The organism is bacterium, assembly GCA_018812485.1.
GTDB lineage: Bacteria > JAHJDO01 > JAHJDO01 > JAHJDO01 > JAHJDO01 > JAHJDO01.
Genome location: JAHJDO010000120.1, coordinates 14608 through 37336, shown reverse-complemented (window position 1 = coordinate 37336; position 22729 = coordinate 14608). Strand labels below are relative to the sequence as shown.

The 22729-nt window shown below is 35.8% G+C and carries 22 protein-coding genes; 16 read left to right on the top strand and 6 right to left on the bottom strand.

Annotated features, from left to right (window positions below):
* Positions 1-256: 256 nt before the first annotated feature.
* The 8 genes from tsaA (at position 257) to KKC91_10165 (ending at position 7060) form a co-directional block, all read left to right on the top strand.
* Positions 257-730: a tRNA (N6-threonylcarbamoyladenosine(37)-N6)-methyltransferase TrmO gene (gene tsaA, locus KKC91_10200; protein ID MBU0478924.1), complete on the top strand. Its 474-nt coding sequence runs from the start codon at positions 257-259 to the stop codon at positions 728-730.
* 117 nt (positions 731-847) lie between these two features.
* Positions 848-1150 (top strand): hypothetical protein, encoded by a 303-nt coding sequence (locus tag KKC91_10195; protein MBU0478923.1) that lies wholly within the window; start codon positions 848-850, stop codon positions 1148-1150.
* Complete coding sequence (locus KKC91_10190; GenBank protein MBU0478922.1) at positions 1150-2025, top strand: helix-hairpin-helix domain-containing protein; 876 nt, start codon at positions 1150-1152, stop codon at positions 2023-2025. The genes KKC91_10195 and KKC91_10190 overlap by 1 nt, the downstream gene beginning before the upstream one ends.
* 56 nt (positions 2026-2081) lie before the next feature.
* A complete protein-coding gene (locus tag KKC91_10185) occupies positions 2082-3620 on the top strand; it encodes a YifB family Mg chelatase-like AAA ATPase (GenBank protein MBU0478921.1) in 1539 nt (512 codons plus the stop codon).
* Between the two features lie 12 nt (positions 3621-3632).
* Complete coding sequence (locus tag KKC91_10180) at positions 3633-4574, top strand: ABC transporter ATP-binding protein (protein MBU0478920.1); 942 nt, start codon at positions 3633-3635, stop codon at positions 4572-4574.
* The gene (gene guaA / locus KKC91_10175; protein ID MBU0478919.1) at positions 4567-6105 is read left to right on the top strand and encodes a glutamine-hydrolyzing GMP synthase; all 1539 of its coding nucleotides are present in this window, start codon (positions 4567-4569) and stop codon (positions 6103-6105) included. The genes KKC91_10180 and guaA overlap by 8 nt, the downstream gene beginning before the upstream one ends.
* A 27-nt stretch (positions 6106-6132) precedes the next feature.
* On the top strand, positions 6133-6771 hold the full coding sequence (locus tag KKC91_10170) for a hypothetical protein (protein MBU0478918.1): 639 nt from the start codon (positions 6133-6135) through the stop codon (positions 6769-6771).
* 1 nt (position 6772) lies between these two features.
* On the top strand, positions 6773-7060 hold the full coding sequence (locus tag KKC91_10165) for a hypothetical protein (protein MBU0478917.1): 288 nt from the start codon (positions 6773-6775) through the stop codon (positions 7058-7060).
* Between the two features lie 10 nt (positions 7061-7070).
* On the opposite strand, the gene KKC91_10160 is transcribed toward KKC91_10165, so the two are convergent.
* From KKC91_10160 to KKC91_10150, 3 genes are read right to left on the bottom strand one after another with little or no spacing between them, the layout of a single operon-like run.
* Entirely contained in the window at positions 7071-7922 is an 852-nt protein-coding gene (locus tag KKC91_10160) for a PHP domain-containing protein (GenBank protein MBU0478916.1), read from the bottom strand.
* 1 nt (position 7923) lies between these two features.
* The gene (locus KKC91_10155) at positions 7924-9141 is read right to left on the bottom strand and encodes a U32 family peptidase (protein MBU0478915.1); all 1218 of its coding nucleotides are present in this window, start codon (positions 9139-9141) and stop codon (positions 7924-7926) included.
* Complete coding sequence (locus KKC91_10150) at positions 9138-9692, bottom strand: DUF4416 family protein (GenBank protein ID MBU0478914.1); 555 nt, start codon at positions 9690-9692, stop codon at positions 9138-9140. The genes KKC91_10155 and KKC91_10150 overlap by 4 nt, the downstream gene beginning before the upstream one ends.
* Positions 9693-10054: 362 nt before the next feature.
* On the opposite strand from KKC91_10150, the gene KKC91_10145 reads away from it, so the two are divergent.
* From KKC91_10145 to KKC91_10135, 3 genes are all read left to right on the top strand, one after another.
* On the top strand, positions 10055-10375 hold the full coding sequence (locus KKC91_10145; protein ID MBU0478913.1) for a hypothetical protein: 321 nt from the start codon (positions 10055-10057) through the stop codon (positions 10373-10375).
* Positions 10356-11048 carry a nucleotidyltransferase domain-containing protein gene (locus KKC91_10140; protein ID MBU0478912.1) on the top strand — a complete coding sequence of 231 codons (693 nt, stop codon included), beginning with the start codon at positions 10356-10358 and terminating at the stop codon, positions 11046-11048. Before KKC91_10145 ends, KKC91_10140 begins: the two co-directional genes overlap by 20 nt.
* Positions 11049-11242: 194 nt before the next feature.
* Positions 11243-13114, top strand: a complete 1872-nt coding sequence (locus KKC91_10135) for an N-6 DNA methylase (protein ID MBU0478911.1) — start codon at positions 11243-11245, stop codon at positions 13112-13114.
* On the opposite strand, the gene KKC91_10130 is transcribed toward KKC91_10135, so the two are convergent.
* The gene (locus KKC91_10130; GenBank protein MBU0478910.1) at positions 13090-13905 is read right to left on the bottom strand and encodes a restriction endonuclease; all 816 of its coding nucleotides are present in this window, start codon (positions 13903-13905) and stop codon (positions 13090-13092) included. The two genes, KKC91_10135 and KKC91_10130, sit on opposite strands and share 25 nt — an antisense overlap.
* Entirely contained in the window at positions 13902-14120 is a 219-nt protein-coding gene (locus KKC91_10125) for a helix-turn-helix domain-containing protein (GenBank protein MBU0478909.1), read from the bottom strand. The genes KKC91_10130 and KKC91_10125 overlap by 4 nt, the downstream gene beginning before the upstream one ends.
* A 349-nt stretch (positions 14121-14469) precedes the next feature.
* Between KKC91_10125 and KKC91_10120 the strand changes: the two genes are divergently transcribed.
* The gene (locus KKC91_10120) at positions 14470-15312 is read left to right on the top strand and encodes an FKBP-type peptidyl-prolyl cis-trans isomerase (protein MBU0478908.1); all 843 of its coding nucleotides are present in this window, start codon (positions 14470-14472) and stop codon (positions 15310-15312) included.
* A 171-nt stretch (positions 15313-15483) separates the two neighbouring features.
* On the opposite strand, the gene KKC91_10115 is transcribed toward KKC91_10120, so the two are convergent.
* Entirely contained in the window at positions 15484-18690 is a 3207-nt protein-coding gene (locus tag KKC91_10115) for a hypothetical protein (GenBank protein ID MBU0478907.1), read from the bottom strand.
* Positions 18691-18768: 78 nt separating this feature from the next.
* Between KKC91_10115 and KKC91_10110 the strand changes: the two genes are divergently transcribed.
* The 4 genes from KKC91_10110 to KKC91_10095 are packed head-to-tail and all read left to right on the top strand — an operon-like array spanning position 18769 to position 22720.
* The gene (locus tag KKC91_10110; protein MBU0478906.1) at positions 18769-19317 is read left to right on the top strand and encodes a nitroreductase family protein; all 549 of its coding nucleotides are present in this window, start codon (positions 18769-18771) and stop codon (positions 19315-19317) included.
* Positions 19305-20468 (top strand): amidohydrolase, encoded by a 1164-nt coding sequence (locus KKC91_10105; protein MBU0478905.1) that lies wholly within the window; start codon positions 19305-19307, stop codon positions 20466-20468. Before KKC91_10110 ends, KKC91_10105 begins: the two co-directional genes overlap by 13 nt.
* Before the next feature lie 13 nt (positions 20469-20481).
* Positions 20482-21630 carry a glycosyltransferase gene (locus tag KKC91_10100; protein MBU0478904.1) on the top strand — a complete coding sequence of 383 codons (1149 nt, stop codon included), beginning with the start codon at positions 20482-20484 and terminating at the stop codon, positions 21628-21630.
* On the top strand, positions 21620-22720 hold the full coding sequence (locus KKC91_10095) for a glycosyltransferase family 4 protein (protein ID MBU0478903.1): 1101 nt from the start codon (positions 21620-21622) through the stop codon (positions 22718-22720). The genes KKC91_10100 and KKC91_10095 overlap by 11 nt, the downstream gene beginning before the upstream one ends.
* Positions 22721-22729: the final 9 nt, after the last annotated feature.

Here is a 22729-nt window from a genome sequence, read left to right as displayed (position 1 = left end):
CTTCTGTTCTCCTTCGTCATAACTGTCTCCTTTCTATGCCGATAGCATTATTACGGCTATCGGTATAATGGCACAAAAAAACACCGATGTCAACCACATCGGCGAGAAAACTTATTAGCTTAACTTAACACGTATGGGATTCAGGGGGATGTAAAAGTCCACTTTCAAAGCCAGACTTGACCGAGCAATCCAGAAATTTATTGAGGTTTTAAGCAATTTGGGCTATTGTAGCACTATAAGTAAATTAAGCTAAAACATGAAAAATAAATTTAGAATTGAGCAGATTGGGATTATTTATAGTCCATATAAAACAAAAGATGAGTGCCCTATTCAAGGACAGATAAGACCTGAAGAAAAAGGTCTAATAGAATTATTTCCGGAATACGAAAAAGGATTAGAAACAATTGAAACATTTTCACATATCATATTGTTTTATATTTTTGACCAAGCCGGAGAAATAAAATTATCTCGACCAACGTTCTTAGATGATTCTCCTCATGGGGTTTTTGCCTCCCGACATCCTTGTAGACCGAATAGTATTGGCATTTCTATTGTAAAATTAGAAAAAAGAAATAAAAATATTTTGGAAGTAAGTGGGATAGACGTTCTTGATAATACGCCACTCATTGACATAAAACCCTATATTCCGAAATTTGATTATTTTAGAAACGCTAATAATGGCTGGACAGAAAATAAAAAAGTTCGTCCAAAACCATTAGGTAGAGAATGAAAATGTATAACAATTTGCTTCACACTGACCAAAACCCGCGCCGCTTTGTGTCGCGTCTTTCAGCTGGTGAACTTGGTCGTTAGAGGTAAAGAAATATTTAAAAGGAATAGAAATCTAATGAAAAATCATATTGAAGATGAATCAGTTTTTGGTATTGCATGGTTTCGAAAAGATCAATGGGAAAGCCTTTGCAATGTTTCTGTTGATGTAGATTCGTTGGAAAAATCATATGAAGAATGGGAATCTTTTGCGAATAAAAGCATTGAAGATCTTATTTCAAAAGGTATGCATATTAAAAAGATTGGTGTTAATGTTACTGAATTAGTTGATTGGTGTATTAAAGAAAAACGTCCAGTTAATAGTGAATCACGTTCTTTATTCGTTGCAAATAAATTGAGAGAAAGTCAAATTAAGCAATAATGAAAACTTCTAACAAATCACTCATCAGAACTTTATTACTGACAGCGGTATTGATATTTGGAGGGATTTTTCGATCATATGCTGCTGATTTGCAAATGTTTTCCAATGCAAAATTGGTAAGTAATCTGGCAAATGATGGAGATAGTTTCTTTGTGGAATCTAATGAAAAATCTTTCCATGTAAGGCTTTATTTTGTTGACTGTCCTGAAACTTCTGCCAGTTCTACAAGTGATGTGCAAAGGGTACGGGAGCAAACGCGATATTTTGGATTATCGCAGGCTGCACGCACCATTCATTTTGGCGACAAAGCAAAAACTTTTGTTGAACATATTCTTGCTGTCCCTTTTACTGTTCATACAGCCTTTGCAAGCGCATTAGGAAGATCAGCCAAAGGCCGTGTATACGGGTTCATCACTACTGCTGGCGGAGATGATTTGGCGAGTCTACTCGTTAAAAATGGCTTTGCTCGTAATTACGGGATGGGAAGAAAAACGCCCAATGGCATACTACGCAGTGAAATGATTGAAAGGCTCCGCGATCTGGAAACTTCTGCCATGTTGAAACGTGTCGGCATTTGGTCAGAGAGCGATCCTGACCGGATTGCAGAGTTCCGCGCAGAACAACGAAGAGAGGATCAAAAATTAAAGGAATTACAGGATCAGATAAAAAAAGGCAAATCCACGCAAGGCTTACTCAACCTAAATACTGCCAGCAAAGAAGAACTTATGTCTATCAAGGGAATCGGTTCAGTTTTGGCTGAGAGAATTATAGCAAGACGTCCATATAAAACAGTAGATGGCTTAGTCAAAGTGAAGGGAATTAGTCCAAAGAAACTTGAAAAGATTCGTCCTTATGTTGTGATAGGCAAAGAATAGCTCTTGATTGTCAACCCCCATAATAATAGAATAACGGTAATTTATATGGTGGGAATATGTTTGCAAAGGTTTATAGTTGTGCGGTTGTTGGAATTGGTGGCAAGTTAATAGAGGTAGAAACTGATGTAGCTAACGGTCTTCCGTCGCTTACAATTGTCGGTCTTCCTGATAATGCAGTAAAAGAGAGCCGTGACAGGGTTAAAGCTGCGATAAAGAATTCAGGATTTGTTTTTCCTCAAAAAAGGATAACAATTAATCTGGCACCAGCAGAACTCAAAAAAGAAGGTTCGGCGTTTGATTTGCCTATTGCTTTAGGAATACTTGCATGTTCCGGCTATATAAGCGATAAAACTATAAGTAAACATTGTTTTGTTGGAGAACTTTCACTAGATGGCGATATTAGACCTGCCAAAGGAGTCTTACCAATGGCGTTAACTATTAAGGAAAATAGCGGGCATTCTCTTTGTGTTCCGTCAGATAATATTCAGGAAGCGGCCGTTGTAGACCAAATAGATACATATCCATTAGAGAACCTTCAGCAAACAGTGGATTTCATAAATCAGGTAGAAAATATTCCGCCTTTTAAAGTGGATATTGAAGAAATTTTTAAAATGAACTCTGTGTACGATGTTGATTTTTCAGATGTTAAAGGGCAGCAGCATGTAAAGAGAGCAATAGAAATTGCAATAGGTGGCGGGCATAATATCCTGATGATTGGGCCTCCTGGAGCCGGCAAGACGATGCTTGCAAGAAGGATACCAACTATAATGCCTGATATGACATTACAAGAGAGTTTAGAAGTAACAAAGGTTCACTCTATTGCTGGTATTCTTCCTCAGGGAAAGGGGCTTATAGCAACCCGTCCTTTCAGAGCTCCACACCATACAATTTCCGATGTAGCTCTAATTGGCGGCACACAGCTGGTAAGGCCGGGAGAAGTAAGCCTTTCTCATTATGGAGTATTGTTTTTAGATGAGCTTCCTGAGTTCCGACGCAATACTCTTGAGGTGCTGCGTCAGCCGCTTGAGGATGGAGTTGTCACTATTTCCCGTGCAAGTGCATCTCATACATATCCTTCCAGATTTACACTTGTAGCAGCAATGAATCCATGTCCATGTGGATATTTTACACATCCTGTAAAAGAGTGCAGATGCACTCCGTATCAAATACAGAACTACATTTCTAGAATAAGCGGGCCTCTACTTGATAGAATTGATATTCATGTGGATGTTCCAGCTCTTAATTATCAGGAGATATCCGACAGGGCACAGTCTGAGACCTCTGCTGTAATAAAAGAGAGAGTTAATAATGTTCGAAGGATTCAGCAGCAAAGATTTAAAGGAAAGAAGATTTTTTGTAATGCTCATATGCGTGCAAAAGACATAAAAGAACACTGTCAGCTTGACGGTCAGACTCAGTCTCTTATAAAAGCCGCTATGAATAGTTTAGGGTTAAGTGCAAGAGCTTATGATAAAATACTAAAGATTGCGCGTACAATTGCAGATTTGGAGCAAAGTAAAAATATAACTGCTGTTCATGTCTCAGAAGCGATTCAATATAGAAGTATGGATAGAAACTTCTGGGGAGGTAGATAGGGGGAAGGAATTATGACAGATATAGTAATAAAAACAGAAAATCTTACAAAAGAATATGTGCTTGGCATCCAGAGAAAGACAAGGGTTTTGGCTTTAGATCATCTGAGTATAGAGGTTAATAAGGGAGAAACGTTTGGGCTGCTTGGGCCAAATGGTTCCGGGAAGACAACAACTCTTAAGTTATTACTGGGTTTTATATCTCCTAGCGAGGGTCAAGGATGGATTTTGAGTAAGCAGTTAGGCAATATAGAGACAAAAAACAGAATTGGTTATTTATCGGAAGTTTCGTATTTATATAGCTATCTCACAGCATGGGAATTGCTTGATTTTTGTGGAAGCTTGTTTGGAATAGCATCAATAGAAAGAAAGAGACGTATTGCCAAAATACTGGATTTAGTCGGGCTTACAGAAAAGGCGCACATCAGACTTTCTTCATATTCTAAAGGTATGTTACAGCGCGCTGCACTTGCGCAAACTCTGATTAATGACCCGGATCTTCTGCTTCTTGATGAACCAACGTCAGGTTTGGATCCTATTGGACAGAGGGAAATGAGAGATGTGTTTTTGAAATTAAAAGAACAAGGCAAGACTCTTTTTCTATGTTCCCACCAGCTCTCTGAGGCAGAACTAATTTGCGACAGAATAGGCATTTTGCATAAAGGAAGACTAAATAAGATTGGAAAGCTTGATGATCTTTTAATCATGAAACATGCGGTTAAAATTAGAGCAATGAACATTGATAAAGAAACTCATAATAAGCTAAACAAAATTCCTGAAATTTCCATAGGAGAAAACGAAACTGATAAAGATATGCTTGAAATTAGTCTTGACGAGCATCTTATTAATACTGTTATAGATATTCTAAGATCAAATAACAGCCAGATATTATCTGTTATGACAATAAAGAGGTCTTTAGAAGAAATCTTTGTTGAAGCAGTGGAGAATAATGAATAAAGAATGGGTAGCTATTTTAGACTTTGGTTCTCAATATACACATCTTATTGCACGGCGCGTGAGAGAACACGGTGTATATTCGAAGATAATCTCTTATGACACTAATGCTCGTGAACTGTCCAGTAATATGCCGACTTGTATTATATTATCCGGAGGGCCAGCCAGTGTTACTGAAAAAGGGAGTCCAGTGTGTGATAAGGAAATTTTCAATATTGGATTGCCAGTGCTTGGGATATGTTATGGTGCACAGCTTATGGCAAAGATGCTAGGCGGTAAAGTTCTTGCTGCAAAAGCAAGAGAATACGGGAAGGCAGTTCTTAATGTTAAATTCAGAGAGACTTTGTTTAAGAACTTGTCTCTAAAAGAACCTGTTTGGATGAGCCATGGGGATAAGATTACACAGCTTCCTCGGGGCTTCAGGATAATTGGGTCAACTGACAATTCGCATATTGCAGCAATGGAACATGAACAGAAGAAGTTTTATGGAATTCAGTTTCATCCTGAAGTGGTACATACACCTAAAGGCAAGACAATCATTAAAAATTTTCTTACTGAAATAGCTGGTTGCAAGCCGGAATGGAATATGAAGTTATTTGTGGATAATGCAGTTCGGGAGCTAAGGAAGAAGATAGGCAAAGAGAAAGTTTTATGCGCAGTAAGCGGAGGTGTGGATTCTTCTGTTCTAGCCGTGCTTCTTAATAGAGCCATAGGCAAGAATTTAATAGCTGTTTTTGTTGATAATGGATTGCTTCGCAAAAAAGAGGCAGAGCTTGTAGAAAGCAGACTTAAAGGGTTTGGTATCAATTTGAAGAAAATCAGTGCTCAGTCTGAGTTCTTAAATGCACTTAAAAATATAACGGATCCTGAAAAGAAAAGAAAGATAATAGGCGGACTTTTTATAGGTATTTTTGAAAAAGAGGCAAGAAAATTAGGTAAAATTAAATTTCTTGCTCAAGGCACATTATATCCTGATGTTATTGAAAGCACGTCTCCAATAGGAGGTCCCTCTGCAACTATTAAAACACATCATAATGTGGGAGGGCTTCCTGAAAAAATGAATTTTAAGCTAATAGAGCCGTTGAAAGAGCTTTTCAAGGATGAAGTAAGACTTGTCGGAGAAGAATTGGGGCTTCCGGATGAGTTAATTAGAAGACAGCCTTTCCCAGGTCCTGGACTTGCAGTGAGGATTTTGGGTGATATAACTAAGGAGAAGCTTGATGTTCTGCGTGATGCGGATTGGATTCTGATGGATGAAGTCAAAGCATCTGGAATGTATCATGATCTATGGCAGTCATTCTGTGTTCTGTTGCCTGTCAAAACAGTGGGCGTTATGGGGGATGAGAGAACGTATGAGAATGTCGTTGCAATAAGAGCCGTTACAAGTGAAGATGCTATGACAGCGAACTGGGCAAGGCTGCCGTATGAACTGCTCGAGCGAATATCCAATAGAATAATAAACGAAGTAAAAGGCATAAATCGAGTAGTGTATGATATTTCTTCAAAGCCGCCGAGCACAATAGAATGGGAGTAGAAATTAGTAAGGATATATGAGGTAGTTATGGAGCAGGAGCAATATATTCGGGCAGAAAGCGAGAAAAAAAAGAAAAAGGGTTGCTTTTTCTGGGGTCTCATAGGTTGTGGGGGGCTGGTACTGTTTGTTGTAATATCGGTTGGAGCGATGCTCTTCTTTGTGCGGAGTAAATTCATAAAATACAGTTCAACTGAACCAGTTCAAATTAAGCAAGTATCTTTTTTATCCGGGGAAGAGAAAGATATAAAAGAAAAGATTGGAGAGTTAAAATCCATATCGCAAAAAGGTGGAGAGTTTGTTCTCACTGACAGAGATTTGAATCTGCTTATTGCGTCTAATCCCCAGTTTAAGAATAGAGCTTATGTCGATTTTATGGGAGATAAAATCAATATAAGATTCTCTATACCATTTATGAACCGATACATTAATGGAGATCTTTCCGGAAAACTGAGTATGAAGGACGGCTTATTGAAACTGGAAATAGATAGATGCGATGTAATGGGATTCAAAACCCCTCCTAAAGAATTAAGAGATAAAATTGCCTCTAGCTTAGTTGAAGGGCTGGAAAACAATCTGGAATTTAGAAAAATTGAAAGAAGAATTGAACATGTGTATCTGGAAAAACAAAAATTACATATAAAGTTTAAGCCTGTAACAATGTCATAAGATGGATATTAATAAAAAAATAAATAAAATTTCTGACGATACCTCAAGAATGGCGTTGTTTAACAGAACAATTCTCAGGTTATTGGTTAAAAAAGGTCTTTTTACTGAAGAAGAGTTTAAAGATGAATTAATTGATATCGATGAAGAAGATGGTTCTTTAGATGGTAAAATGACAAGGGAAAAACATGATAGCCTGACATGTCCTAAATGTAAAAGAACGATTCCTCCTAACAAGGATGTCTGTATATATTGCGGCTACATAATTACCACTGATGAAGACGTGTTTTAGAATTTAAAGATTATACAAAAACGCTTTTAGAAACATGTTTATTAATAATTCGTATATCCCCCAGATTAATCATATCAGGTGTAATCTTCTGTGAGCCAAGTTTTCTTTCGGTAAATGTACCGTGGTAGTCAGAGCCCCCTGAAATGAGGAGGCCGTTTTTAATACAATATTGAATGTATTTCTCGTTCTCTCCCTCTCTGAAATATGGAGAATAACACTCTATCCCTGCAATTCCCCACCCGCGCCACTCATCAAGCTCTTTCTCAGGAAAATGATCAAGGCAACTATAGTAAGCGGGAGGATGTGCTAAAAATGGATATCCTCCTGCCTTTCTCGCAATATCTATTACCTTACGTGGCAGAGAGAATATCCTGAATCTGGAAATAAAATCTCCTGCAAGAAGGAAATACTCATCAAGATTTTTGAGCACTTTTTTGTCCATCAGATAGTTTAATAATTTACTCCCTCCTCTTCGGAGATCATATAAATATGCATTAAATTCTTCCAAATTGAGCTGTGGGATTTGGTTTGAGAAACATTCTATAAACTTATTGCAAAAGTTTTCTTCTACGTCTTGGGTATGTTTTCTCAAAAGCTCTCTAAATTCTTTGTTAGTTTCATCAAACCCATAAACTGTTATATGAAACTCTCTGCCTTTAAATGTTGATGCGATCTCAACTCCCTGAATATATGATATGTCTTTTAATTTTATAAGGTTGCGTAATTCTGCGTTGCATGCAATGGAATTATGGTCTGTAACAGAGAATAGAGTTATATCTTTCTCCATGCAGGCAGCTATAGTTTCCTCTGCGGTTAATGTCCCGTCAGAGGCGCATGAGTGAATGTGTAAATCTACATACATTTTAATCAATTTGCCTGCGTAACAGGCTGCCTTTTTCTAGCTTGTTTTTTGCTTTTATAAATACAATCTGTCCATGATTAGCGACTTCAAACTCATTACCGTTTTTATCCGTCATGTTTGTTATAGCTTCCTTGCAGTCATCTTCTAAACTTGGTCCGATTACTTCAAGCTTGTCTCCAACACATATTTTATTTCTAACTTCAATTCTTGAAATGTTTGATTTTGCAGTTTTGGTAACTACACCAACAAACTCGTAATTTTTTATGTATGATGAGGACTTATATACCTGGGCTTCATCATTTGGTTTATTGAGGAAAAAACCTGTTGTATAGCCGCGATGGCTGATTTTTTTTAATTCATCCAGCCAGGTTTTTCTGAATCTATATTTTGACGGATTGGAAGCATATTCATCAATTGCTTGCCGATATACTCTTGTTACACATGCTATATAGTAGAGGCTTTTCATTCTCCCCTCAATTTTTACAGCATTTACACCTGTCTTAAAGATTTCAGGAATATGTTCTATCAAGCAGAGGTCCTTTGAGTTGAATATAAAAGAACCTCTGTCTCCTTCAAAAACAGGGAAGTATTCACCATGTCTTACTTCCTCGTTAAGAAAATATTTCCATCTGCAGGGCTGAGCACAGTCTCCGAGGTTAGCGCTTCTTCCTGTCATAAAACTGCTAAGCAGACATCTCCCTGAATGAGCCATACACATAGCCCCATGAATAAAGATCTCTATCCCGCATTTTGTTTTTTTAGTAATATTTTTTATCTCTGTTTTTGAGAGCTCTCTGGATAATACAATTCTTTTTATGCCCTCCCTTTCCCAGAATTCTGCGCTTAGTTGATTTGAAGTGCTTACCTGAGTGGAAAGATGAATATTTGCCTCAGGGCTTACTTCCTGAATAACAGAGATAATTCCCGGATCAGAAACGATATATGCATCAATCCCTATACTGGATAGTTTCTTTATATAATTTTCTAATCCTACAAAGTCCTTATTATGTGCGAATATATTAAGCGCAACATATACTTTTTTCTTACGTTTATGAGCATAATCAACTGCTTTTTTAATTTCAGATAGTGTGAAGTTGTCAGTTCTTGCTCTGAGGCTCCATCTTTTTCCACCGATATAGACAGCATCAGCTCCATAATCAATTGCGACTTTTAGCTTTTCAAGGTTTCCTGCAGGCGCAACCAGTTCAGGTTTCTTCACTTATTCTCCAGTTGGTTTTTATATATTTTTCTTATTTGGTTAAATATACTGCGATATTCCTGCGACGCATAATCGGGATATGTCCATTGAAAAGGCTGAAAGCTTCCTTTAGAGTGAGTTTCTTTTTTAAAGATAAGTGTTATTTCCGCATAGATGCCATGGTCTAGATATATTCTGTGATAAAAATCTTTTGTGCTTGCAAGAACAAGTTTCGCGAGGCTTAAATATCCAGGATCAATGTTTACATCTCTTTTTCTCTCAGTCTTCCATGATGAAGAAATGCTTTTTTCAAGTTCGTTTGTATATATTTTTATATCACTGATACTATCAGGCTCTATCAGCCCCTCAAAACTCACGAATTTTCTCAACAGAGCTTTACCCATTTCTGGCTCATAATAGTTGGTCTGATTGAAATCTAATAACTCTGTCTCAAAATCTATTTTCCCAAACTTATCCACAAGCAGTTTTATCACAGAATCTATTAAATTCTTATCCTGAGAAAAAATACTTGTTACTAATTTCACAGGCTCGTGTTCTTGTATTATGCCCATTGCCTTTATTTCCGATTCTTAGACATTACACTTAAAAATCCGAATATCGAAATCCTAAACAAATTCAAAATCCTAATTTTCAAAATTCCAAACATTGTTTTGAGCATTCGTATTTTGGTTATTTGATATTGTTTCGCATTTCGTGCTTCATGCTTCGAATTTATTTTTTTATTTATGATATCTCAAAACCGAAGATTAGGCAATATAAAGTCCCCCTTTGTCGTTCTCCCTTTTTTCTTTATGGATTAATTTGCTACCCAACAAATGCTCTAATAATTATATTTGTTAGGTAAATTATTTTATTGACATGTTACCCAACAAGTTATATTGTAGTATCGTTTGTTAGGTAAATAGGAGTGTTTATGAGAGGAGTTATTAAAGGGGTATTAGCGGAAGAGCTGGAAAATTCTCTCAGGATGAAAAAGGAATATGAGGAGTCCTTAATAAGATTGCCTAAAGGATGTCTTGCAAAAAGGGAAATACACGGTCACGAGTATTATTATTTAGTAAAAAGAATAGATAAAAAAGTAAAATATATCTACAAAGGCAAAATTTCTGAAGAAGAAAAAAAGAAATACGACGAAGCAAAAATACTAAGAGCTAAATATAGGAATTCTTTATCTAGAATAAAAAAACAAATTAAATTTTTAAGGAGCTCATTACGTGGAAAAGAAGCAGTCTGAATTATGTTTTGAGATTTTAAGAAGATTTCACAGAAATGGTATTTTAGACAATTTCATTCTTATTGGTAGTTGGTGTGTATATTTTTACAAGGATTATTTTTCTGACATCCCATACATAGACCAAACAACCATAAAAACGAGAGATATCGATTTTCTAATAGATAATCCCAATAGAATAAAGAAATATATTGACATACCAGAACTCCTCAAAGATTTAGGGTTTGTTACAACTTTTAAAGGCAGTAGAGGTTATATCAAACTTGATCACCCGGATTTAATACTCGAATTTTTGGTTCCAGAAAAAGGCAAAGGCACGGATAAACCTCATCCATTGCCAAAATTAGGAATTAACGCAGTTGCTTTAAGATTTTTGAGTTTTCTTTCAAGCAACACAATTAAAGCTAAAGTGGAAGACTTTTATTTAACATTGCCACATCCTGCCAACTTTGCCTTACATAAATTGATAATTTTCCAACGTAGAGTTAGAGAAGAAAAGGCTATAAAAGATAGGGACACTGCGGTTAAAATATTAAAGTTTTTAATTAACAAGGACGAAGCAAACATAATCAGAGACGTTTTCAACTCTGTGCCTCAGAAATGGCAAAAGAAGATTATAAATGGATTGGAAGAGCAAGCGGAAGAAAGTATTTTAGAGATATTGAAGTCTATTTAACATTTCCTCCTTCTCCCTTTATCCTTAATTTATCCTTTATGATTTTGGGATGGGGGGGGTATATAATGTCTTTGTCTATTTTTATTGAGATTTTAAGCAATTTGAGGTAGGGTAGTATTAAGGTAGAAGTAATTGTTCAATAGTTAATGTTATGTGTAAAAGAGAGAACATCTAAGGATTAATAACTGATGAAGATGCCAAATAAGAACATCATAAATAAACTTATAAATACAAACGACATCTCATTAATTGAAAAGCATTTAGTATACTCATTTTTGAACAACCAACAATTGCACTATAAAGACAGCTCAATTATCAGTAATTTATTGTCTGATTTTAGTGTTGAACCCCAACTATATTTACTTGTTTCATCTCTTGAAATTGAAACAGTAAAGCAATTTGAAAACTATCTTGAACTATTAATACCGAAAGAAGACCGAGAATTAAATGGCGCGTTTTTTACTCCAAATTATGTTGTAGATTTTATTGTTAAAGAAACAGCACCAAAAGAAACAGACAAATGTTTAGACCCCAGTTGTGGTTGTGGTGCTTTCTTAATTGGATTGGTTGAATATTATAGAACAACCTATAATAAAACCATCAAAGATACAATTAAAGAAAATATCTTTGGTTCTGATATTCTTAAATACAACATTGAAAGAGCAAAAATCATTTTAAGTATTTACGGATTGCTTCATAATGAAATCATTGAAGAAAATGACTTTAACTTATATCACCAAGACAGTTTAAAGGCAGAGTGGAAAGAAGAATTTGAAGTAATAGTAGGAAATCCACCATATGTAAAGTATCAAGACTTGTCTGATGAAAACAGAGAATGTTTAATAAGGAATTGGAAAACAATAGAAAACGGAACGTTTAATCTATATTTTGCATTTTTTGAGTTAGGCTATAAACTTTTAACAAAAAATGGTAGATTAGGCTATATAACACCAAATAACTATTTCACTTCGCTTGCAGGATTATCTCTTCGTAAATTTTTCTTAAACACAAAATGCATAAAACAGATAGCAGATTTTAGACACAAAAAAGTTTTTGATGCTCAAACATACACAGCGATTACATTTGCCGATAAAAAGGGAAATGAATCAATATTGTATGACAAAATAAAAGACGAACAGAAAACAGATGAATTTTTGTTTTCAGCAAATTGGTCTCCAAATTTCATATCAAATCTCAATGTTAAAAAATGGAGATTATTGAAAACAGACGAACAAGAAAACATCCGGATAATTGAAACTATTGGAACACCAATTAAGCAATTGTTTAACATTGCTGTTGGCATTGCGACTTTAAAAGATGAAGTATTTTTCATTGACAGAAAATTTGAGAAAAATGGATTGTTACAAAAAACTACCGAGAACGGAACATTTTACATCGAAAAAGAAATAACTAAGCCTGTTTATAAAATATCTAATTTCAAATCGCAAGAAGAAATTAAATCAAATACGTTAAGAATAATTACACCGTATAGAATAATTAATAGAAACGCTGTTCCAATTTCAGAAAAAGAGTTCCAAAAAAAATATTTTAACTGCTACGAATATCTATTATCAGAAAAGGAGAAATTAAATAGCAGAGACAAAGGGAAAACAAAATTTGATCCATTTTATGTTTGGGGGCGAACGCAAGGAATTGCAAGAACCGGGAAAAAAATACTAAACCCAACTTTTAGCAAACATCCGAGATTTTTATTGGTTGAAGAAGAAGACGCTTATTTTACGAACGGGTATGGGATTTATTTCTATAATAACAAACAAACTTTTTTTAAAAATCTAATCAATCCATTTTCGAAAGAAGAAAATATAAAATTTGTTCGAAAAATCCTTAACTCAATTGTTATGGATTATTATGTAACCAAAACAAGTGTTTCCATTCAAGGTGGGTATCCTTGCTATCAAAAAAATTTTATTGAGAAGTTTACAATTCCTAACTTTACCGGTAAAGAATTGAATGTCTTAAGAAGTTTGGAAAATAAAACAGAAATAGATAAATTTTTAGTTACTAAATATCAACTTAAAATTCAATTTCCAAATCTTGTTTCGTAAATTTGCAAAATATTTGTTGTGAATGATTCCCAAGATAGTTCGTCTATACTTGCATCTGATTTTTCTTCAAGCAAACCGTCATTGTATAGGTCTTGATTTGTGCTATAAATTTTGACAGGGCTTTTTTTGAAATCAACAAGCAATAGGCAGACTCTCTCATATTTGTATTCTTCTTTAGATGTATCAGTTCTGCCATTGATGGCTTGAAATGATTTTATGTATTTTTCAACAGCACCAATTTTATCAATAAAGTTTATCTTATTGGATTTCATTGCTTCTGCATCATACTCTTTGACAGGTATCATATAAACTTCACCTAATACCATTTTTGGACATCTTACGTGTAAGTTTTGAGCCTCTGCAATAGTTCTTTCATATAATGTATCAAAATTTTTAGCCAAGGAACTCATTTGGCTTCTGATATTGATTGATATTGTCCGCTCTGTGTAATCTTCTCCATAATAATCTTGCGCTTCCCTTAATATTCCTTCAGTTAATATTTGCTCTTTTGGAACATAACCTTCAGGAGATACGCAAACATCTTGATTTTTTTGTTTAATAAAGCCAGCCAATTTTAATTCAGGCTTTGTTTCTCCCAAAGGTGGGTGTATTCGGTAAGGTGCAATTCCATTTCTGAGTAAATCAGCTTTAACAGCTTCGTGAATATTATTTATCATTTTAGAAGAACGTATCATTGCTTCTTTACCTTTTATTCCGCTTTCCTTAACCGAATTCTCGATTAATTCTTTAAAATTTTCAACTGCTTGTTGCATACTTATTAATTTTGTCACTTTAAGTCCTTAGTGAGTTCTGATGCGGTTGTTTGTAATCCGATAGATAATTTTAAAAGATTTAAATAAGATGGGTTTCTTTTGCCTCTTTCAAGTAAGCTTATATACGTTCTGTCAAAATCACATATCTCAGCTAACTTCTCTTGAGATAAATTCAACCCAATTCGAAATATTCTTATTCTTTCTCCTAACGCTATAAGTTTTTTTCTTTCCATAATACTCTAATATAAAGAGATGTAGCCAATTAGTCTACGGACAATAAGACACATAATAAGCCGTTGCACCTGACCTTGCAAGCTCGGCAGATGAGCTTGATCGTTATATGGGTACCACGAAGATTCGTGCGTAAATAAAAATAGCTCAAACCTCAACCATCCAATCCCCCAATCAATTCAAAGAATGTGCCCCTACAATAACCGCCAGCTAAAGCAGGCGGTTGCGGTGGAGAGGACAGGCAAGAGGGGATTTTGAAATATTATTGCTTGCAATAGAAATTTGTTATAGATATAATCCAGCATTAATAATAATTAAGGAAAGGAGATTTTGATGAAAAGAGTTTTGGTAATGTTGATTGGAGTAGGGTTGTTGCTGGCGTCTCAGGCATGTGCTGTAAAAAAGGAAGAAGCGGTTGTAGTACCTAAGGATAAGGATGTAATTAAGGAAGAGGCGGTTGTAGTTAAGCAAGAAGATATTGCAATAAAGGAAGAAGCCGCTAATGATAACGGTCTAAAGACTGATCGTGAGAAGCTGAGCTATTCTATTGGTCTGCAGCTCGGAACCAGCCTGAAAGAAATAAAAGAGGATATTGATTTCTCTGTTGCGGTTCAGGGCATTGAAGATAGTTTTAATGACAAGAAACTTCTGCTTACCCAGGAAGAGATAATGAAGGAATTAACGGCTTTCTCTAAAAAGATGCAGGAGAAGCAAATGAAGATTATGGAGGAGCAAAAGAAGAAAATGGATGTACTGGGCAAAGAAAACAAAGAACTAGGAGAAGCATTTCTGGCAGAGAATAAGAAAAAAGAGAACGTTATTACAACTAAGAGCGGATTGCAGTATATAGTATTGAGTAAGGGAGAAGGCGAGAAACCTAAGGCAACTGATCAGGTTAAGGTTCACTACAAAGGGACACTGATTGACGGCACGGAATTTGATAGTTCATATAAGAGGGGGGAACCTGTTACTTTTCCAGCGAATCGGGTTATTCCTGGTTGGACTGAGGCGCTTCAGCTTATGAATGTAGGAAGCAAGTATCAGCTTTTCATTCCATCGGATCTTGCGTATGGCGAACGAGCTGCCGGACCGCAGATCGGCCCGAATGCTACGCTTATCTTTGAAGTAGAGTTATTGTCAATTGAAAAAATACCAGAACCTGAACCTGCAAAGAAGCCGGAGAAAAAGGAATAAAACAATGCGGGATATTAAGAAGATTAAATTCGAAGCACGAAGCACGAAATACGAAACAATATCAAATAACAAAAATACAAATGCTCAAAACAATGTTTTAAATTTTAAAAATTTGAATTTAGAATTTGTTTCGAGTTTCGGATTTAAAATTTCGGATTTTTCCAGCGGTTACTACATATCCGGGTTTGAAAGTTTTTCGTAGTAGGCTTTGAGGAGTTTGTTGTATTTGGGGATGTATTCCTCGTCTTTGACGGTTGTTAGTTTCTTTCGTAAATCCTTTGGCATGCCTATTGATCTATCGCGGCGTGCCTTGCTTATATACACAACTGATGTTTGTGCATCCTTGAGCTTGGTTAATATGATCTGCTGTGTCCGAAGGAGCCTTTGAGCCTGGTAATTTTTGATGTTTTCACATACATCATGCATTGAATTAATGCTTTCATTCAATATATCTGATGGATAATTGAGTCTATCCAGTCCTTTCGCAATATTCTTTGCTCTGCTCAGAACCTGAAGCTGTTTGTCGTGCAGCATTCTTAATTTTAATTCTACCTCAGGCGGCGGTGTGCCTGGCAGACCTTCTCCACCTGCGCCGCTTATCTTTCCTCCACCAGTCGCGCCACCTGTCTCTGTTGCCTTTTCTTCTGGAATAATACCTTTTTGAAAAGGGTCAGAAGTAAGACGAGCTGGTGTTTTTCTGCCTCCAAGTCCCATAACTTTGCTTTGAACAAGTTCTCCTGAAGTTTTACCACTTCTGCCTTCTCCGCTTCTTCCTGTTATTTCAGAGCTATCCGGAAGAACATTTCCAGTTTTACCCTTTGCGCTGAAATTACTTATTGGCCCGTCTTGAACCTCCCACCCAGCTTCGCCCATAGAATCAGCCCATGCACTTGTAATATTTTGAGCTTCATCAATCAAATCTTCCTCCTGTTCAATAAGTTCTCCAATCATATCTTCAAGTTCATCAGGTAAATCTGCCATAGGAACTTCATAGTCTCCAATGGGTTGTTCCATATTCCATTTTACTCTATCAGGCTTATCGGGCAGCCAGATTTCAAGGTCCTGTTTTAATTGTTTTGCCAATAGTAAACCTGCATCTTCAATAGGAACAGCGATTTCTATTGTGTTAGGAACAAGGTTATCGGCAATCTTTTCAACATCGCTAAAGAGTTGATTGGTCTGTTCAATTAATGTTGAAGCAGGGAAATCCACGTCTGGCAGGCGCGAAAGATCATCCGCAGCTTTTTTAAATATCTTACCCCACTCGCTTTCAAGCATAGAAAGCTTTTTTAATTGCTCTTTTTCTTGTTCTGAAAGCCCTTCGGAGCCTATTTTTGCAAGTTCAGATGTTTGTTTTATAATTTCCTGCTGGTCTTCAAGAAATTTTGAAAGATTTTCATCAAGCTTTTTAAGAACGGGATGTGCTTTTTCAGTATCCTCTTCAGGCTTTTCTGCAATCACTGTCTCCTGATTCTGAGATAATTGTTCAATACGGTATAATATACCTTTAAGCACTAGTATTATTTCTTCTTGTGTTAATTCAGTTTCATGGAGATAAAGTTTGAATTTTGCAGGAGAAGTAGAATTTTTTGCGGAATCCAGACCTTTAATAGCTTTTACCATTAGAACTGCAGATGTATAGTCTAAGCGATCTTTGTATTTATAAACAGGATGTGTCTCGTCTATAGAAGAAATAATCTCAATGGTTTTTGCTCGAATATCAACCTGTTTGCCTAATGTTTTATCAATATTTGGATTGTTGTGTTCTTCTGAGTTTAGTATAGTTACACTTTTTTTATTCTCTATCTGTTCAGAAATAATTTCTTTTAGTTTTGCGATTATGTCGTTTATTTTTTTATCCTTATCCAAGTTTTGTTTTTTGTCTACAATTTCTATGTTATATTTTTTTGAAATTGCCCTGTGTACTGTTGGAAGTGTATTGTCAACTGCTTCAACATAATAAGTTAGAATATCTCCTGTTTTTATATCCATTTTATTTAAATCAATCTTAAAACTGGATAATATTTCTTTTTTCGGTATGTCATAGTTCCTTATATCAGAAGGGTAGACTGTTGCGTCTTTTGTGCATTTTAATATTATTGTTTTTATGCCATAGTCATCAACTGATTTACTGGTTATAGAGATGGAATCTTTTTTGCTTAACTGGAGATTTTTTGCTGGAGAGGTAATTTCGACAAGTGGAGATATATCCTCAATTGTCTTAATCCTATACTTATCAGGAGTCAGATTCCTGCATCCATGCATGTCAGTATAATAGACAGTATAGATTCCATCATTCAATACGGGAATTTCTCCCTGTGCGATTTCAGGCTTGATCATAGAGAAACTAATTCTCTTTTTATCTAGTTTAACTTCCAGGGTTTTCAGAGGTTTATTGAAATGGAATTGCGTATCCACTCTAGTTCCTATCAGTGCCTCTATATGGCCATTAGCAGACTCTACTGTTTTAATAGGAAGATTTGTGTATCCAGGATACTTGTAAGTAAGCTTTACCTTTTTAACCTGCGGTCTTTCTTTTACTTCTATTCTATATAAAGCGCTCTTTCCATCACCAGCAATAATTCTGTACTTTACAGGTTGAGTTATGTTTTTTAATTCGTATAAGAAAGAGTCGTTTTTAAAATTCATTTGTGTATGTGAATATTTTCTCTCATTCTCATATTTGTATATGATCTCCGCTCCATAAGGCATTACTCCTTTAATAGAAGTAATGATAATAACATCATCGCCGGTAAACACAGTACAATTCCCCGGCATTATATTTAATGTGGTTAGTGTAATTGGAGGAATGTCTTTGAGAGGATGTATGAGTCTTGCATAAGAATTCTTAAAATATCTGGGAAATGCCGCGAAGTAGAGAGTAGTCAAAAGAACAGAACCTGCTAAAAGATAGGCAAATACACATAACTTCCTTTTATTTACAGCTTTTTTCAGGCTTAACATCTGTGTGGTTTTTAAACTATCTGTTATGAGTGCGTCAGTAAAGACAGCTGTGTGAGAATCTAGTTTCCTTCCCAATTGGATGGCGTTTATGAGCCGGTTATTAATATAGGGGTATGCTTTTTCTATATGTACTGCGACCTGGTCAATGTTGAAATATTTTATCATTGGTTTTATGATAAATGCTACGAAGCAGGTAATGGCTCCTGTCCAGAAAGCAATAAGGCAAACTAAACGCATGCTGGGGGAAAAATGGATTAGACTGTCCAAACCTAAAACAGCTATTATTGATATTAGAATTGAAAAAAGGAAGATGGTAATTCCCTCAAATAGCCTGATGCATTTCCAGAATAATCTAAATTTGTTTATTCTGGATTCTAGTTCTATAAAATTGGCAGCTGTGTGAATATTATCCAATCTTAATTATCTCCTATACTAAATTCTACCACCAGTTTGAATTTGAATCCATTATAAATTGAGGGTATAATAAACTTTATGGATATATTGAAAGCAATAAAGAAAAGACGTAGTGTACGAGGATATCTGAATAAGGGAATTCCAGAACAGGTTCTCAATCGTGTTTTGGAAGCAGCAAGATTAGCTCCTACTGCTGCTAATAAACAGCCATTTAAACTTATTCTGGTGACTGATAAGTCAACTAAGGCAAAACTAGTTGAAGCGTCTAAAAGACAGACATTTATAGCAGAAGCGCCAATAATAATAGTTGGCTGTGCGTTTCCAGAGGAGAGCTATCAGAATATCGGTGGAACTCATACAAGCGAAGAGATTGACGTTAGCATTGTTTTTGACCATCTCATGCTCCAGGCAGCAGAGGAAGGTTTGGGTACTTGCTGGATTGGAGCCTTTGATGAGGATCAAGTAAAAGCAATATTAAATATTCCTTCTAATGTTAAGGTTATAGGATTAACTCCTTTAGGATATCCCTCAAAAACAGAGTTCAAGTCAGGTAAACATCTTGAGCGAAAATCACTCAGCGAGATTATTCTTTGCGAAAAGTATTGGGAGAGTATATGTCAGAAATAAGGAAAGCTGCAGAGGAAATAAAGGATAAATTAATACAAGTCAGGCGGGATTTTCATAAATACCCTGAAATAGGCTTTCAAGAAAAAAGGACATCCAAAAAGATTGCAGAAATTTTAGACGCAATAGGACTTGATGTGAAAACAAATATTGCAAAAACAGGTGTAGTTGGTCTGTTGAAGGGGGGCTATAATGGAAAGACAGTAGCATTGCGCGCAGATATGGATGCTCTTAATGTTAATGAGAAGAATGCAGTATCTTACATATCTAGAAATAAGGGCATAATGCATGCTTGTGGGCATGACGGGCATATGAGTATGGTTATAGGCACAGCAATAGTATTATCAAGATTCAAGAAACAGATACACGGCAATGTTAAGTTTATATTTCAGCCTGCCGAAGAAAACATAGGTGGCGCAGAATTGATGATAAAAGATGGTGTTTTAAAAAATCCTCATGTAGACGCAATATTTGCTTTGCATCTGTGGCCGTATATAAATTTTGGCAATATTGGTGTTAGGGCTGGAGCAATGATGGCTTCAATGGACAATTTTAGTATTATAATAAAGGGAAAAGGAGGACACGGTGCTATGCCTCATACGGCAGTAGACCCTTTAATAGCTGCAAACAGTGTGTTCCAAGCATTGCAAACAATTAAAGCCCGAAATATAGATGCACTTGACCCATTTGTAATATCAGTATGTTCAATTAATGGAGGAGCTTCTTATAATATAATTCCTGATGAGGTGGAAATGAAAGGAACTTTTCGGACATTAAATGATAAAACGCGGAATAAGGTTAAGAAGAGAATGGTGGAGATAATGGAAGGGATAGCTAAAAGTTTTGGAGTGAAATATACTCTTTGTTTTGAAAAAGGATACCCAGTAACAGTAAACAATGCCTCTTTAGTCAATCTCATGGTTTCTTCAGCAAAAAAGCTCGATGTAAGAGTAATTCGACCCAATCTATCAATGGTGAGCGAGGATTTTTCCTTCTATCAAAAAGAGATTCCAGGAGTATATTTTTGGCTTGGAGTAAAAAAGGATAAAAATCCTGTTGCATTGCATAATGGAAATTTTAATTTTGATGAAGACATTTTGCCTGTAGGAACATCCCTGTTAGCAGAATGTGCACTTGGGTATTTGTCCCATTAAAAAGAGGGTATAAATGGCATCACGTATAAACATCCTTCAGATAATAAGTTCCAAAGATGCAACAGGGGGTTCGCAAGAGCATACAAGAATTCTTTGTGCTGGATTAGATAAGACCAAATACAGAATTATTGTAGTAACACGTCCAGGCTCAATAGTTCCGTATTATAAAGAACAGGGATTTGAAGTAATTCCTGTAGAGCTTAGACATAATCCAGGTTCTATTCTTAAGCTTTTAGGCATAATAAAAAGATATAAGATTCATATTATTCATACTCATAATATGCTTGCAGATAGAAGGGGCTGTGTTGCAGGATGGTTAGGGGGAGTTCCTATAGTTGTTACTACAATACATACATTAATGAATACAGACAGGTTTGGAGAAAAAAAGAGGGGAACGTCAGTATGGCAGTATAATTTTTTATTGAAACATGTTCCAAAAAGGATAATTGCATTATCAAAGGAAGTGAAACATCACACTCAGAAAGAGTTGAATTTAGGAGAAGATAGAATAAGCTTAATCTATAATGCATCAGATCTGGCAAGATTAAACCTGAGTGTTAACAAACAGGAGAAAAAAAGGGAATTTGGAATTGATGAAAACTGCTGTGTCGTAGGCACTGTGGGAAGACTTGTTGAACTTAAAGGATATCCTTATCTCATTAAAGCGGCTTCTTTAATACTTCAGAAGTTCCCCAAAAAATTAAAGTTCTTAATTGTGGGAGACGGATATATGGCTGAAAAACTTAAAATCCTGGCTGAGGATCTGGGGATTGCAGATAAAATAATTTTTGCAGGGCAGAGGCAAGATGTTCCTGAAATTCTGCAGATTCTTGATATATTTGTTTTACCATCTTATTACGAAGGCCTGCCACGCTCTATTATTGAGGCACAGGCCTGTGGAGTTGCGATAGTAGCAACAAATGTTGGAGGCACGCCTGAAGTTGTAATTAATGATAAGACAGGCATACTTGTCCCCACTAAAGATGAAAAAGCTATTGCTAAGGCAGTAATTGATTTGCTGACGAATAAGGATAAGGCTGAAAGAATGGGAAATGCAGGGAGAGAATGGGCAAAAAAGCAGTTTGATGCGCCTGTATTCATTAAAAGAACAGAAGATCTTTTTGAAGATCTAATAAAAAAGCATATACCAGATGTTGCATAAAATACTTTATCTAAGCAGCAGCGTTAATCTATGGGGTGCGCGGAGAAGTCTTCTTGACATACTGACTCATTTAGATAAGAAGACTTTTTCCCCAATTGTTGTATGTTCATCCAAAGGTCCTTTGACAGAAAAACTGGATGAAATAAAAATTCCATACAGAATTGCAAAAATGAGGTTATGGAGAAAGGGGAAATATTTTCCATGGATTCCTTACACTGTTATGTGTCTTGCAAAATTGATAAAAAAGGAGAGAATCTCCCTTGTGCACAGCAATTCTCATAGCGATGCTCCGTATGGAATTCTAGCATGTAGATTTAGAAAAATACCTATAATCTCACACATAAGAGATATTATTGAACCTGATAAGGTAGGTAAGTATTTGTTAAAGCATGCTGATAGAGTAATTGCAGTTTCAAATGCAGCTGCAAAGCCATTTAAAGACATAAACAATAAAAGCAGGAAGTTACTAGTTATTAATAACAGTATTGATCTGGATAGCTTTAAATCCAGTGAAGATATTAGAGGAAAACTAAATATTTCTAAGCACGAATTAGTTATTGGCATTGTTGGACAGATAAGCAGACTAAAAGGACATGATGTGTTCTTAAGAGCAGCATCAATTATTTTGAAGAAAAATAAGAATATTAAGTTTCTTATTGCTGGCGAAGTTCGCAGGGAAAGAGATCAAGGGCTTTGTGAAGCATTGATAAGTGAGTTGAATTTAAGTGGAAATGTCATTTTTACCGGTTTCAGAAATGACATTGCGAATATCCTCTCAGCAATTGATATACTGGCATTTCCAACTTTAAAGGAATCTTTTGGAAGATCGGCAATTGAAGCAATGGCACATGCAAAACCAGTTGTTGCCTCTAATGTAGGAGGCGTTCCTGAAATTGTAAGCCATGATAAGACAGGCATCCTGGTTTCCCCGGGAGACGCTGAAGAGCTTGCTAATGGCTTGTTAGAACTGATAAATAATAAAAAAAAGAGAGAAGATATGGGGAAAGAAGGATTCAAGGTTGTAAGAGAGAAGTTTGACATTAGGAATATGATGAATAAAATAGAAAACGTCTATAAAGAGCTTCTTTGATTCGAGAGG